Genomic DNA, 14,470 nt, shown 5'->3' with positions numbered 1-14,470 from the left:
CCCTGTGGGAGAGTAGGACGCCGCCGAACTCCTTTTAGAGAAAGCCGTATTCCCGGACCTTGGTCCGGGAATACGGCTTTCTTGCGTTTTGGGCCGACGGCCAGCACCCCTCTGCACCGAGGTCCGAGAACTGAGGGTAAGGTCAAGGGGCATCATTGGCTCGTTCCTCACAGGAGGCCCCCGGGTGGAGGTCCAGGAGACGCGTGTCCAGACGGACCGTGTCCTCACCATCCCGAACATCCTCAGCATGGCGCGCCTCCTTGGCGTGCCTCTCTTCCTGTGGCTGATCCTCAGGCCCGAGTTCGGCGGGCCGAAGAGCGACGGTTGGGCGCTGCTGGTGCTCGCTCTGAGCGGCATCAGCGACTATCTCGACGGCAAGTTGGCCCGGCGCTGGAACCAGATCAGCAACTTGGGACGACTGCTGGATCCGGCGGCAGACCGTCTCTATATCTTGTCGACATTGGTCGGTCTCACGTGGCGGGAGATTCTTCCGCTCTGGCTGACCGCGGTGCTTCTCCTGCGCGAGTTGGTACTCCTGGTGATGGTCGGCATCCTCAGACGTCACGGCTATCCGCCGCCACAGGTGAACTTCCTCGGCAAGGCGGCGACCTTCAACCTGATGTACGCCTTTCCACTGCTGCTGCTCAGCGATGGCAGTGGCTGGATCGCGTCACTCGCTGCTATTTTCGGATGGGCGTTCGCCGGATGGGGTACAACGCTGTATTGGTGGGCAGGGATCCTCTACGTGGTTCAGGTCCGCCGGCTTGTCAAAGCGGACGTCACGGCCGATTGAGCTCGCCGATTCGGCGGCTGTAGAGGCTTAAAGGCGCGTATCTGGCAGATATGGGCCATATTGGGCGGGCTGAGTCGGTGAGATCGTCGTCTAATTGAGGAGGGCGTTTCCGACATGAAGGCCGTCGTGATGGCCGGGGGTGAAGGTACCCGCCTTCGCCCCATGACCTCGAGCATGCCCAAGCCGCTCCTGCCTGTGGCCAATCGGCCCATCATGGAGCATGTGCTGCGGCTGCTCAAGAAGCATGGGCTCACCGAGACCGTAGTCACGGTGCAGTTCTTGGCCTCGCTCGTCAAGAACTACTTCGGTGATGGTGAAGAGCTGGGGATGGAGCTCACCTATGCCAATGAGGAGAAGCCACTCGGCACAGCCGGAAGTGTGAAGAACGCCGAGGAAGCGCTGAAGGATGATGCCTTTCTCGTAATCTCCGGTGATGCTCTGACTGACTTCGACCTGACCGAGCTGATCAATTTCCACAAGGAAAAGGGTGCGCTCGTCACAGTCTGTCTGACGCGAGTTCCCAATCCGCTGGAATTCGGCATCACCATCGTCGACGAGGAAGGAAAGGTCGAACGCTTCCTGGAGAAGCCGACCTGGGGGCAGGTCTTCTCCGACACCGTGAACACCGGCATCTATGTTATGGAACCGGAGGTCTTCGACTACGTCGAGGCTGATGTTCCGGTTGACTGGTCCGGTGATGTCTTCCCGCAACTCATGAAGGAAGGCAAGCCCGTCTACGGCTATGTCGCCGAGGGCTACTGGGAGGACGTCGGTACGCACGAGAGCTATGTGAAGGCGCAGGCCGATGTGCTGGAGGGCAAGGTCGACGTCGATATCGACGGCTTCGAGATCTCTCCCGGTGTCTGGGTCGCCGAAGGCGCTGAGGTGCACCCCGATGCGGTCCTGCGCGGACCTCTGTACGTGGGGGACTACGCGAAGATCGAGGCAGATGTCGAGCTTCGCGAGCACACGATCATCGGCTCGAACGTGGTCGTGAAGAGCGGAGCCTTCCTGCACCGGGCAGTGGTGCACGACAACGTCTACATCGGGCAGCACTGCAATCTCCGGGGCTGCGTGGTCGGGAAGAACACCGACATCATGCGGGCCGCGCGCATCGAGGACGGCGCCGTCATCGGGGACGAATGTCTGGTCGGTGAGGAATCGATTGTCCAGGGGAATGTACGGGTCTACCCGTTCAAGACCATCGAGGCCGGTGCGTTCGTCAACACGTCGGTCATCTGGGAATCCCGCGGACAGGCCCATCTGTTCGGCGCCCGTGGGGTGTCCGGGATTCTCAACGTCGAGATCACGCCCGAACTGGCTGTACGGCTGGCCGGCGCGTACGCGACGACCTTGAAGAAGGGGTCGACGGTGACGACGGCCCGCGATCACTCGCGTGGTGCCCGGGCGCTGAAGCGGGCGGTCATCTCGGCGCTGCAGGCCAGCGCCATCGACGTACGCGACCTGGAGAACGTGCCGCTGCCGGTCGCGCGGCAGCAGACGGCGCGGGGCAGTGCCGGCGGAATCATGATCCGGACGACGACGGGTGTGCCCGACTCTGTCGACATCATGTTCTTCGACGGACGCGGTGCGGACCTGTCGCAGGCGAGTCAGCGGAAGTTGGACCGGGTGTACGCGCGGCAGGAGTACCGGCGCGCCTTCCCTGGAGAGATCGGGGACCTGCACTTCCCGTCCAGTGTCTTCGACTCCTACACCGGCTCGCTGCTCCGTAACGTCGACACGTCGGGCATCGCGGAGTCCGAGCTGAAGGTCGTCGTCGATGCCTCGAACGGCAGTGCCGGGCTGGTGCTGCCGAGCCTGCTGGGGCGGCTCGGGGTCGACGCGCTGACCATCAACCCCGGTCTCGACGAGGCCCGGCCCACCGAATCCGCCGACGCGCGCCGCTCGGGACTCGTACGGCTCGGGGAGATCGTGGCTTCTGCACGCGCCGCGTTCGGAGTGCGCTTCGACCCCGTGGGCGAGCGGCTCTCGCTCGTGGACGAGAAGGGGCGGATCGTCGAGGACGACCGGGCTCTGCTCGTCATGCTCGACCTGGTGGCGGCCGAGCGGCGCAGTGGGCGGGTGGCGCTGCCGGTCACGACGACGCGCATCGCGGAGCAGGTCGCGGCCTACCACGGGACGCAGGTCGACTGGACGACCACGTCGCCCGACGACCTCACGCGCGTGGGGCGTGACGACTCGACCATCTTCGGCGGTGACGGCCGTGGCGGGTTCATCATCCCGGAGTTCAGCAGCGTCTTCGACGGGTCGGCCGCCTTCGTACGCCTCATCGGCCTGGTGGCACGAACCCAGCTGACGCTAAGTCAGATCGATGCGCGGATCCCGCGGGCTCATGTGCTGCGGCGCGATCTCGCGACTCCGTGGGCCGTGAAGGGTCTGGTCATGCGCCGGGTCGTGGAGGCAGCAGGGGAGCGGTCCGTGGACACGACCGATGGTGTGCGGGTCGTGGAGGCGGACGGGCGTTGGGTGTTGGTGCTGCCCGACCCGGCCGAGGCCGTCACTCATCTGTGGGCCGAGGGGCCCGACGACTCCTCCGCCCAGGCGCTGCTCGACGAGTGGTCCGCGGTCGTGGACGGCGCCGGACACTGACCGTTCATCTGTGCCGGACGGCACCCGTGCGGGGTGCTGTCCGGCTCGTCGGTGGGGCCGTTCGGAGGTAGCGCCCGCGACGTGCGACGATGTGCGGCATGCCGCAGCAGCCCCCCGTTCGGAGCACTCCCTCGCGCCCCCGGCGCCCGGATGCCTCCATGTCGCTGCTCACCACCGTCATGGACCACAGCCTCGACGAGGGGTACGCGGAGGCGGCAGCCCGTAAGAAGGAGCGTGGCGCCAGTGGTGGGCCGCGTGCGCTGCGGTCGAAGCTGGGGCTCGCGGCCGGACTCGTCCTGGCTGCGCTGGTGGTGACCGTCGGGGCTGCGCAGGCGCGGATAGCGGCCCCTGTTGTCGCGAAGGAGCGGGAAGAGCTCATCGACCGGGTCGAATCGGCCACGTCGGACGCCGACAAGCTCGAGGACGACGTCGATGAGCTCCGTGACGACGTGGAGGAACGGCAGCGCGACGCACTCGAGGAACACGGCGGCAGCCAGGGTGAGTTGGTGGCCCTGTTGTCGGGGGCCACGAAGGTGCAGGGGCCCGGTGTGAAGCTCGTGGTGGACGATGCGAAGGAAGCGGACGAGGGCGGTGGCGGGCCGCGGGAGAGCACCGGATTCTCCGACACCGGACGGGTCCGGGACCGCGACATGCAGCGGGTCGTCAACGGACTGTGGCAGGCCGGTGCGGAGGCCATCTCCATCAACGACCAGCGGCTGACGGCTCTGTCGGCGATCAGGGCCGCCGGTGACGCCATACTGGTCGACAACAAGCCACTGGTGCCGCCCTATACGGTGCTCGCGGTGGGCGACGGCCAGCGGTTGAGCACCCGGTTCCAGAACAGCCACGACGGACAGTCGCTGCACGCGCTGCAGGAGAACTTCGGCATCAGGACCGCCATCTCCGTCCAGGACGACCTGCGGCTGCCGGCTGCGCCAAGTGTGACCGTACGTACAGCAGAGCCAAAGGCAGGAAAGGGCACATCGTGATCGCCGTACTGGGCCTCGTCGTGGGAGTCGTGGCCGGATTGTTGGTCCGGCCCGAGGTTCCGGCGGTGGTCGAGCCGTATCTTCCGATCGCCGTCGTGGCGGCCCTGGACGCGGTGTTCGGTGGCCTGCGCGCGATGCTCGACGGGATCTTCGACGACAAGGTCTTCGTCGTCTCGTTCCTGTCGAACGTCGTGGTGGCCGCGCTGATCGTGTTCCTGGGCGACAAACTCGGCGTCGGCGCGCAGCTGTCCACCGGCGTCGTCGTCGTGCTCGGCATCCGGATCTTCTCCAACGCTGCCGCGATCCGCCGGCACGTCTTCAGGGCGTGACGCGGATGAGTACGGACGAGACGCCACAGCACCCCCGGCGCAAGGAACTGCCGGCAGAGGTCCCGGCCCGCCCCGTCACGCCGTCGCCGCCCCCTGAGGCGCCTGAGACGGATGAGGCAGGCAAGAGCGGCGAGGCGCGCCTCACGGGCCGCCAGCGGCTTGTGCAGGGGCTGTGGCCGCCGAGATTCACCCGTGCTCAACTCACTGTCGCGGTTCTGTTGTTCGTGCTCGGCCTCGGGCTCGCCATTCAGGTGCGGTCCAACAGCGACAGCAGCGCGTTGCGCGGAGCGCGTCAGGAAGATCTTGTTCGCATTCTCGATGAACTGGATGACCGAACTCAGCGTCTGGAAGATGAGAAGCAGCGACTCGAGGACCAGCGCACTGGGCTCGAGAACAGCTCGGACGCGGCCGAGGAGGCCCGCAAGCAGACGGTCGAGAAGGAACGGCAACTCGGCATCCTTGCGGGCACCGTGGCGGCCCAGGGTCCTGGCATCACGCTGACCATCGCGGACAAGAAGGGATCGGTTGAGGCCGACATGCTGCTCGACGCGATCCAAGAGTTGCGCGCCGCGGGTGCCGAGGCCATCCAGATCAATGACGTCAGGGTGGTGGCCGACACCTACCTGTCGGACTCGGGAGGGGGTGTGAGCGTGGGCGGACGGAAGATCGGAAGGCCCTACCACTTCAAAGTGATCGGCAAGCCCCAGGACCTGGAACCGGCGCTCAACATCCCTGGAGGCGTGGTGCAGACTCTGGAGAAGGAGCAGGCCACCGTCACGGTGACCCGTCAGGAGAAGATCGAGGTGGACGCCTTGCGACCGGCGAAGCGGCCTGACTACGCTCGGTCGTCATCCCAGTGAGGCGGGGGTGCATGGGGGCCGTGAGGCGAGGGCATGAGGTTGCGGGGGGTCGGCGCACCGTAAGCACGGTGCGTGGTGGAAACTGTTTGGCGGATACGGACGTTGTGAGGATGTCCGGTTCACCGATGTATGCCGGTGTGTGCAATCAGGGTTCGTCCTGCCCCACGGGCGGGTCTGTTTCGGTCAAGGGGAATCGCCCGTGAAGTTGTTTGAGAAGTTGTTCGGCAAGCGCTCGCGTGAGGACAGCGGCAATCCCGCCACTGCCCGGCACCGTGCGCCGCGCCATGGAGACGCCGACGGACAGGGCGGAGAGCGCCCGATGTTCCGGGACCAGGTGGCTGGTCCGGGCGGTGACATTTCGGGTGGTCAGGGCGCGTCTTCTGTTGACCCTGCCGCTTCCGGCCGCATAGGTTTCGGAGAACCGTCAACCTCAAGTACGGGTGGAGGGTTTGCCTCCGGCCCGTATGCGTCCAATGCCCCCGCGGGGCAGCCGCGGCAGGAGGATCCGTCCATGTCGGCCTTGCCGGTTTGTACCAGGTGCGGTCATCAGAATGCCGAGGCCAGCCGGTTCTGCTCCAACTGTGGTGCGCCGCTGAAGCCCGGTGTCACGGCTGAGCGCGCGTCCGAGACCACGTCGACCATCTCGATCTCGGGCCTGGAGGCTTACGAGGCGGAGGCGACGGGGCAGACCCAGTCTCCTGCTCTGTCTCCGGAGGCCCAGGCGGCCGTTGACGCCCTGCCGCTCGGCTCGGCGCTCCTGGTGGTGCGCCGCGGGCCCAACTCGGGCAGCCGCTTCCTCCTGGACGGCGAGCTGACCACGGCCGGGCGTCACCCGCAGAGCGACATCTTCCTCGACGACGTGACGGTGTCGCGGCGTCATGTGGAGTTCCGCCGAGCCCAGGACGGTTCGTTCACCGTGGCCGACGTGGGCAGCCTCAACGGCACGTATGTGAACCGGGAGCGGATCGACTCCGTCGCGCTGTCGAACGGCGACGAGGTGCAGATCGGCAAGTACCGCCTGGTCTTCTACGCGAGCCAGCGGGGCATCTGACCTGTCAGGAAGGTCCATGCTTCAAACACCGAGGGGCGGTGCCGGAAACGGCACCGCCGCCGCGGACCGTCGGCTGCTGAGCATCGGCGCCGTGCTGAACGTGCTGCGGGACGAGTTTCCCGAGGTCACGATCTCGAAGATCCGCTTCTTGGAGGCGGAGGGGCTGGTCGAGCCCGAGCGCACCCCCTCCGGGTACCGGAAGTTCAGCCCTGAGGACGTGGAGCGGCTCGGTCACGTACTGCGGATGCAGCGGGACCACTATCTGCCGCTCAAGGTCATCCGCGAGCATCTGGACGCCCTGGAGCGCGGGGAGCGCGTCCCGCTGCCCTCCCTGGGGCGCCAGCGGGACCACGAGGACGGCGAGGCGGAGTCCGACGACGCGCCCACGGCCGCCCGGATGGGCCGTGACGAGCTGCTGGCCGCCGCGGAGGTGGACGAGCAGCAGCTCGACGAGTGGGAGACGTACGGGCTCATCACGCCGCTGCCCGAGGGCGGTTACGACGCGGAGGCCGTGTCGGTGGCCACGCTGGTGGTGGAGCTGGGCCGGTTCGGGATCGAGCCACGGCATCTGCGGGCCATGAAGGCGGCGGCGGAGCGCGAGGCCGGTCTCGTCGATCAGGTGGTGGCGCCGCTGCGGCGGCATCGTAATCCCCAGACCAGGGCCCATGCGGAGGCCAGGACCAAGGAGCTCGCCGGGCTCACCGGAAAGCTGCACACCGCGCTCGTGCAGAGCGCGCTCGGGGTAAGGCTGCCGTGACTTGGTGGGTGCCCGACTACCCAAACCTGCCGGGCACGTCCTAGGGTTGCTGTGTGAACGAGCTCGACGTCGTAGGTGTCCGGGTCGAAATGCCCTCCAACCAGCCGATCGTGCTCCTGCGTGAAGTGGGAGGCGATCGGTACCTCCCCATCTGGATCGGACCGGGGGAGGCGACCGCCATCGCCTTCGCCCAGCAGGGGATGGCGCCCGCACGGCCGCTGACCCACGACCTGTTCAAGGACGTGCTGGAGGCGGTGGGTCAGGAGCTCACCGAAGTGCGCATCACCGATCTGCGCGAAGGTGTCTTTTACGCGGAGCTGGTGTTCGCCAGCGGTGTGGAGGTGAGCGCACGTCCGTCCGACGCCATAGCGCTGGCGCTGCGCACCGGGACGCCGATCTACGGCAGTGACGGGGTGCTCGACGACGCGGGGATCGCGATTCCGGACGAGCAGGAGGACGAGGTCGAGAAGTTCCGCGAATTCCTTGACCAGATCTCGCCCGAGGACTTCGGGACTAACAGCCAGTGAGCCTCCGCTTGCGCGGGCCGGCGTCAGACCATTCGGCTAGCCTTTCCCCGCGGTGAGGTACGGGAAACCACTCTCAGGGTGATTATCACTCGGCGTGCCGAGTGTGGCGATCGTTGACGAGCCCCTGGTGACTGCCTACCGTCGTTAAGCAGGTCAAGGACGGAGGTCGGCGTGAGAAGCAGCGGCGACGGTACGGCGACGGGCGGTCCGTACCCGCTTCACGGCAGCACGGCCGATCACTCTCCGAGGCGGCCGATGGCGATGCAGGGAAGCGGGGACGAAGTGTCCCAGGCGGAGCAGGTCGGCTATCGGGGCCCCACCGCGTGTGCGGCGGCGGGCATCACCTATCGACAGCTGGACTACTGGGCGCGCACCGGTCTGGTCGAGCCCACTGTGCGCGCGGCCGGCGGGTCCGGGACGCAGCGCCTGTACAGCTTCCGGGACGTCGTCGTCCTGAAGATCGTGAAGCGGTTCCTCGACACCGGGGTGTCCCTCCAGAACATCCGCACCACCGTCCAGCATCTGCGCGACCGTGGCTTCAGCGATCTGGAGCGGATGACGCTGATGAGCGACGGCGCGACGGTCTACGAGTGCTCGTCGCCGGACGAGGTCCACGATCTGCTCCAGGGCGGGCAGGGGGTCTTCGGGATCGCCGTGGGCATCGTCTGGCGGGACGTGGAGTCCGCGCTGTCGCAGCTGCACGGGGAGCGGGTCGACACCGGGGAGACCCTGGTGGGGAACAACCCCGCGGACGAGCTGGCGCGGCGGCGCAACAGGGCCGTCTGACGGGGCGTTGTCAGTGGCGTAGGGCAGCATCAGTGATGTGAGAACCGCGCCCACGATCCTGCATCTCGACATGGATGCCTTCTTCGCGGCTGCCGAGCAGGCCGCGAAGCCGAGTCTGCGCGGGAAAGCCGTGGTGGTGGGCGGTCTGGGGCCGCGTGGTGTGGTCGCGACCGCCTCGTACGAGGCGCGGGCCTTCGGGGTGCACTCGGCGATGCCCATGGGGCAGGCGCGGCGGCTCGCGCCGAACGCCGCGTATCTGGTGCCCCGCTTCGGGCTCTACCGGGAGATCAGCGAGCAGGTCATGGGGCTGCTGCGCGAGCTGTCGCCGCTGGTGGAGCCGCTGAGCCTGGACGAGGCGTTCGTCGACCTGGAGGCGGGGGGTGCCGCATCCGACGAGGTCTCGGCGCGGGCGACCGGGGAGCGGCTGCGCAAGGACATCAAGCGGGTGACGGGGCTGACCGGGTCGGTGGGGCTCGCGGCGTCCAAGATGCTCGCGAAGATCGCCTCCGAGGCGGCCAAGCCCGACGGTCTCGTGCTGATAGAGCCCGGCACCGAGCGGGCGAAGCTCGGGCCGATGTCGGTGCGGACGCTGCCGGGGGTGGGGCCGGCGACGGGGGACCATCTGCGGCGGGCCGGCATCACGACGGTCGAGGAGATCGCGGAGGCCGGTGAGGACGAGCTGGTGCGGTTGTTGGGGAAGGCCCATGGCGCGGGGCTGTACGCGATGGCTCTGGCGCGCGATGAGCGGCCCGTGGTGGCGGAGCGGGATACCAAGTCGGTCAGCGTCGAGGACACGTACGACGTGGACATCCATGACCGGGTGCGGGTCCGGGGGGAAGTGGCGCGGCTTGCTGATCGGTGCGTGCAGCGGTTGCGGGCGGCGGGGCACTCGGGGCGGACGATCGTGCTCAAGGTGCGGCGGTACGACTTCTCGACGCTGACGCGGTCCGAGACGCTGCGGGGGCCCACGGACGACCCGGCGGTGGTGCGGGAGGCGGCGGCGCGGTTGCTGGAGTCCGTGGACACCACGGGCGGGGTGCGGCTGCTCGGGGTGGGGGTGAGCGGTCTCGCGGACTACACGCAGGAGGACCTGTTCGCGCAGGCCATGGCCGTGCGGGACGAGCTGGAGGGGGCGGCGGAGGCAGGGGAGGCGGGCGGGGAGCACGCGGAGGAGGCCGTCGAGGAGGTGGTGGCGCCCGCCGAGAGGCGGTGGGCGGCCGGACATGACGTGGTGCACGCGGAGCACGGGCACGGGTGGGTGCAGGGGAGCGGGCTCGGCCGGGTCACGGTGCGGTTCGAGACGCCGGACTCGGCGCCGGGGCGGGTGCGGACGTTCCGTACCGACGATCCTGATCTGGAGCCCGCGCGGCCGCTGCCGCTCGTGGCGGTGGAGGGGGCGGAGGAGGACGTGAAGGAGGGGGCGTGAGTCAGGGGTCCTCGGTGCCTGCGATCTTGCCGAAGTCGCGGTCGGCGGAGGTTTCGGCGGGCGTCGCGGGGGGCGTGATGTCCAGGCCGTAGTGGTGGTAGAGCTGGAGCTCCTGCTCGGGGGAGAGGTGGCGGCCGACGCCGAAGTCGGGGGCGTCCTTGATCAGGGAGCGCTCGAAGGGGATGTGCAGGGTGCCGTCGTCGATGAGTTCGCTGGGCTCCAGGGGGACGAAGGCGTCCCTGCTGAACAGGCCGGTCCGTATGGCCGCCCACTCCGGGGCGCCGGTGGCGTCGTCCAGGTAGACCTCGTCGACGGTGCCGATCTTGGCGCCGTTGCGGTCGAATGCCTTGCGGCCGATCAGGTGGCGCGGATCGATATCGGTCTGCACAGGCCCTCCAGCGATGGTCGCAACTCATTCGTAACCACTACGAAAGGGCACATCCGGGCGATCGTCCAGTTGAACGGGGGCCCAAAGGCTCGCTGATAGGCTGGGAAATGGCTGCTGACCCTGTGCGGGAGAGTCCTCCGGTGGCATCACCGGAGGCGCCGAAGGAGCAAATCCTCCCCGGAATCTCTCAGGCCCCTGTACCGCACGGACGAGGTCGCTCTGGAAAGCAGGGTGGGTATCGGGCGGGGACGTCCGGGGCCTCCCTCACCGACGGTGCAAGCAGGGGCGGCCGCGTCCCTGTGAAGCTCTCAGGTACCGATGACAGAGGGGGAGGCCGTCCGGGTATGCGCGGCTTGCCGTGATACCCCCGCAGGTCGCAACGACCAGGAGGCCTCCGCAAGATGACCGCCCACCGCATTCCGCTCTCCGAGCTCGAGCAGGGAACTCCCTTCGAGCAGCGTCACATCGGCCCCGGCAGCGAGGCCATCGCCAAGATGCTCGCCCAGGTCGGCTACGGCTCCCTCGACGAGCTGACGGCGACCGCGGTGCCCGACGTGATCAAGAACGCCGATGCCCTCGAACTCCCGGGCGCGCGCACCGAACCGGAGGTCCTTGCCGAGCTGCGCTCGCTCGCGGACCGCAACCAGGTCCTCGACTCCATGATCGGCCTCGGCTACTACGGCACCTTCACGCCGCCCGTCATTCTGCGGAATGTCATGGAGAACCCCTCCTGGTACACCGCCTACACGCCGTACCAGCCCGAGATCTCGCAGGGGCGGCTCGAGGCGCTGCTCAACTTCCAGACGATGGTCGCCGACCTGACCGGTCTGCCGACGTCCGGTGCCTCGCTGCTCGACGAGGGGACCGCGGCCGCGGAGGCCATGGCGCTGTCGCGGCGCGTGGGCAAGGTCAAGAACGGGGTCTTCCTCGTCGACGCCGACGCCCTGCCGCAGACCGTCGCCGTGATCGAGACGCGGGCCGAGCCGACCGGTGTCGAGGTCGTCGTCGCGGATCTGAGCGACGGGATCCCGGCGGAGGTCGCCGAGCGTGGCGTCGTCGGCGTGCTCATCCAGTACCCGGGCGCCTCAGGTGCCGTACGGGACATCAAGCCGCTCGTCGACCAGGCCCATGAGCTGGGCGCGATCGTGACCGTCGCCGCCGACCTGCTCGCCCTGGCGCTGCTGGCCTCGCCCGGGGAGCTCGGCGCGGACATCGCCGTGGGCACCACGCAGCGCTTCGGTGTGCCGATGGGCTTCGGTGGCCCGCACGCCGGATACATGGCGGTGCGCGAGAAGTTCGCGCGCAGCCTGCCGGGGCGGCTCGTGGGTGTGTCCGTGGACGCCGACGGGAACAAGGCGTACCGGCTCGCGCTGCAGACGCGGGAGCAGCACATCCGCCGGGAGAAGGCCACCAGCAACATCTGCACCGCGCAGGTCCTGCTCGCCGTGATGGCCGGCATGTACGCCGTGTACCACGGGCCCGAGGGGCTCAAGTCCATTGCGCGGCGCACCCATCGGTACGCCACGCTGCTCGCGGCCGGTCTGACGGCGGGCGGGGTCGAGGTCGTGCACGGCGCGTACTTCGACACGCTGACCGTGCGCGTGCCGGGCAAGGCCGCCGATGTGGTGGCCGCCGCCCGCGAGGAGGGCGTCAACCTCCGCCTCGTCGACGCCGACCACGTCTCGCTGGCGTGCGACGAGACCACGGCGCGTGCCCAACTGGCCGCCGTCTGGGCCGCGTTCGGTGTCGAGGCCGACATCGAGGCGCTCGACGAGAGTGTCGCGGACGCGCTCCCGGAGGGGCTGCTGCGCAGCGACGACTACCTCACGCACCCCGTCTTCCACGAGTACCGCTCCGAGACCGCGATGCTGCGCTACCTGCGCCGTCTCGCCGACCGGGACTACGCGCTCGACCGGGGCATGATCCCGCTGGGCTCCTGCACCATGAAGCTGAATGCGACGACGGAGATGGAGTCGGTCACCTGGCCCGAGTTCGGTCAGCTGCACCCCTTCGTGCCCGCCCAGCAGGCGCAGGGCTATCTGACGCTGATCCGGGAGCTGGAGGAGCGGCTCGCCGAGGTCACCGGCTACGACAAGGTGTCGCTGCAGCCCAACGCCGGTTCGCAGGGCGAGCTTGCCGGGCTGCTCGCGGTGCGCGGCTACCACCGGGCCAACGGTGACGAGCAGCGGACTGTCTGTCTGATTCCGTCGTCGGCGCACGGCACCAATGCCGCCAGTGCCGTCATGGCCGGGATGAAGGTCGTCGTCGTGAAGACCGCGGACGACGGCGAGGTCGACGCCGCGGACCTGCACGCCAAGATCGAGCAGTACCGCGACGAGCTGGCCGTGCTCATGATCACGTACCCGTCCACGCACGGCGTCTTCGAGGAGCACGTCACCGAGATCTGCGCCGCCGTGCACGAGGCCGGTGGCCAGGTGTACGTGGACGGTGCCAACCTCAACGCCCTGATGGGGCTCGCCAAGCCGGGGCACTTCGGCGGCGACGTCTCGCACCTGAACCTGCACAAGACCTTCTGCATCCCGCACGGCGGCGGCGGTCCGGGCGTCGGTCCCGTGGGCGTGCGCGCACACCTGGCGCCGTATCTGCCGAACCACCCGCTGCAGCCCGCGGCCGGGCCGGAGACGGGTGTCGGGCCGATCTCGGCGGCGCCGTGGGGCTCGGCCGGGATCCTGCCGATCTCGTGGGCGTACGTCCGGCTCATGGGCGGCGAGGGCCTCAAGCGCGCCACGCAGGTCGCGGTGCTCTCCGCCAACTACATCGCCAAGCGGCTCGAGCCGCACTACCCCGTGCTCTACACCGGCCCCGGCGGGCTCGTGGCGCACGAGTGCATCATCGACCTGCGGCCGATCAGCAAGGCGACCGGCGTGAGCGTCGACGACATCGCCAAGCGGCTCATCGACTACGGCTTCCACGCGCCGACCATGTCGTTCCCGGTGGCCGGGACGCTGATGATCGAGCCGACCGAGAGCGAGGACCTCGGTGAGCTCGACCGGTTCTGCGAGGCGATGATCGCGATCCGCCGTGAGATCGAGAAGGTCGCGAACGGCGAATGGGCCGCCGACGACAACCCGCTGCGCAATGCCCCGCACACGGCGGCCGCGGTCGGCGAGGAGTGGGACCACGCGTACTCGCGTGCGGAGGCGGTCTTCCCGGCCGGTGTCTCCGCCGCCGACAAGTACTGGCCGCCGGTCCGCCGCATCGACCAGGCGTACGGCGACCGGAATCTGGTCTGCTCGTGCCCTCCGCTGGACCTGTCCGTGGAGGGCGGGGGGGGGGGGGGCCGCCACTGCGTGGGGGCGGGGCCGGGAGGACGTCTCCTCCGGGCCCGGCCCTTGGTGCGTGTGTGCCGGCTCAGGCCGCCGTCATCACCTGGTCGGTGCCGAGCGGCCGGTGCGGGGCGATGATCTGCCCGTCCGGCAGCAGCTCACCCGTGTCCTCGAAGAGCAGGACGCCATTGCACAGCAGGCTCCATCCCTGCTCCGGGTGGTGCGCCAAGAGCAGCGCGGCCTCCCGGTCGGCGGAGTCGGCTGACGGGCAAGGTGGTTGGTGCTGGCACATGGAAGGGTTCTTTCGCTGCGATGTGATGGCTGTGACGTCTGTCCTGCGGCTCGATGCGTTGTTCATGGCCGCCCCCCGTTTGTCGTGTGGTCCGGTCCCAGTGTCGCCCTGCGGACGTCAATCCGCAGGGATTTCGCTGCAGCGCTTCCTACTGCTTAATGACGTATCACCCGCCCGGACGGTTCAGCCCAACTGCACTGTCTCTTCGGGTGGTTCGGGGTGGCCTGATCGGGCTAGTGCGGATGGGTGGGGGCAGCGCCGTGGCCCCCCCCGGGGGGGGGGGGGGGGGCCGGGGCGGGGGGGGGGGGGTCGGGGCAGGCGGGGGGGCCGCGCCCGGGGCGTATAAAAAAAAAAAGCGAGCGGCGCATACAGAGG

At 68.6% G+C, this 14,470-nt stretch carries 12 protein-coding genes, 1 pseudogene and 1 riboswitch; of the genes and pseudogenes, 11 read left to right on the top strand and 2 right to left on the bottom strand.

Annotation, left to right across the window (positions count from 1 at the left end):
• The first annotated feature begins 184 nt into the window (after positions 1 to 184).
• The 10 genes from ACFWYM_RS35445 to ACFWYM_RS35400 all read left to right on the top strand — a co-directional run bounded on the left by ACFWYM_RS35445 (position 185) and on the right by ACFWYM_RS35400 (position 10,128).
• Positions 185 to 793, top strand: a complete 609-nt coding sequence (locus ACFWYM_RS35445; RefSeq protein WP_384846654.1) for a CDP-alcohol phosphatidyltransferase family protein — start codon at positions 185 to 187, stop codon at positions 791 to 793.
• A gap of 114 nt (positions 794 to 907) precedes the next feature.
• Positions 908 to 3,403 carry a sugar phosphate nucleotidyltransferase gene (locus tag ACFWYM_RS35440; protein WP_384846652.1) on the top strand — a complete coding sequence of 832 codons (2,496 nt, stop codon included), beginning with the start codon at positions 908 to 910 and terminating at the stop codon, positions 3,401 to 3,403.
• Between the two features lie 89 nt (positions 3,404 to 3,492).
• Positions 3,493 to 4,392 (top strand): DUF881 domain-containing protein, encoded by a 900-nt coding sequence (locus ACFWYM_RS35435; protein WP_384846650.1) that lies wholly within the window; start codon positions 3,493 to 3,495, stop codon positions 4,390 to 4,392.
• A complete protein-coding gene (locus tag ACFWYM_RS35430) occupies positions 4,389 to 4,721 on the top strand; it encodes a small basic family protein (protein ID WP_003988855.1) in 333 nt (110 codons plus the stop codon). Before ACFWYM_RS35435 ends, ACFWYM_RS35430 begins: the two co-directional genes overlap by 4 nt.
• A gap of 5 nt (positions 4,722 to 4,726) precedes the next feature.
• A complete protein-coding gene (locus ACFWYM_RS35425; RefSeq protein WP_384846648.1) occupies positions 4,727 to 5,581 on the top strand; it encodes a DUF881 domain-containing protein in 855 nt (284 codons plus the stop codon).
• Positions 5,582 to 5,663: 82 nt separating this feature from the next.
• Positions 5,664 to 6,632, top strand: a complete 969-nt coding sequence (locus ACFWYM_RS35420; protein WP_384846672.1) for an FHA domain-containing protein — start codon at positions 5,664 to 5,666, stop codon at positions 6,630 to 6,632.
• A gap of 16 nt (positions 6,633 to 6,648) precedes the next feature.
• Positions 6,649 to 7,389, top strand: coding sequence for a MerR family transcriptional regulator (locus ACFWYM_RS35415; protein ID WP_384846646.1), 741 nt, complete (start codon positions 6,649 to 6,651; stop codon positions 7,387 to 7,389).
• A gap of 53 nt (positions 7,390 to 7,442) precedes the next feature.
• Complete coding sequence (locus ACFWYM_RS35410; protein WP_006123076.1) at positions 7,443 to 7,916, top strand: bifunctional nuclease family protein; 474 nt, start codon at positions 7,443 to 7,445, stop codon at positions 7,914 to 7,916.
• A 171-nt stretch (positions 7,917 to 8,087) separates the two neighbouring features.
• Complete coding sequence (locus ACFWYM_RS35405) at positions 8,088 to 8,702, top strand: MerR family transcriptional regulator (RefSeq protein WP_384846644.1); 615 nt, start codon at positions 8,088 to 8,090, stop codon at positions 8,700 to 8,702.
• Positions 8,703 to 8,739: 37 nt separating this feature from the next.
• Positions 8,740 to 10,128, top strand: coding sequence for a DNA polymerase IV (locus ACFWYM_RS35400; RefSeq protein ID WP_384846642.1), 1,389 nt, complete (start codon positions 8,740 to 8,742; stop codon positions 10,126 to 10,128).
• 1 nt (position 10,129) lies between these two features.
• Here the strand turns inward: ACFWYM_RS35400 and ACFWYM_RS35395 are convergent, their stop codons facing one another.
• A complete protein-coding gene (locus ACFWYM_RS35395) occupies positions 10,130 to 10,516 on the bottom strand; it encodes a PRC-barrel domain-containing protein (RefSeq protein ID WP_384846640.1) in 387 nt (128 codons plus the stop codon).
• A gap of 115 nt (positions 10,517 to 10,631) precedes the next feature.
• A riboswitch (glycine riboswitch) is annotated at positions 10,632 to 10,729 on the top strand.
• Positions 10,730 to 10,917: 188 nt separating this feature from the next.
• On the opposite strand from ACFWYM_RS35395, the pseudogene gcvP reads away from it, so the two are divergent.
• Positions 10,918 to 13,788 (top strand): annotated as a pseudogene (gene gcvP / locus ACFWYM_RS35390) (aminomethyl-transferring glycine dehydrogenase); the annotation flags it as partial.
• A gap of 100 nt (positions 13,789 to 13,888) precedes the next feature.
• On the opposite strand, the gene ACFWYM_RS35385 reads toward gcvP, so the two are convergent.
• Positions 13,889 to 14,095 carry a DUF5999 family protein gene (locus ACFWYM_RS35385; protein WP_384846638.1) on the bottom strand — a complete coding sequence of 69 codons (207 nt, stop codon included), beginning with the start codon at positions 14,093 to 14,095 and terminating at the stop codon, positions 13,889 to 13,891.
• Positions 14,096 to 14,470 lie beyond the last annotated feature (375 nt).

It is taken from the genome of Streptomyces sp. NPDC059009, assembly GCF_042740175.1.
Taxonomy (GTDB): Bacteria; Actinomycetota; Actinomycetes; order Streptomycetales; family Streptomycetaceae; genus Streptomyces.
Note: the sequence above shows the minus strand (reverse complement) of the source record. Positions and strands in the feature narration are given on the sequence as shown.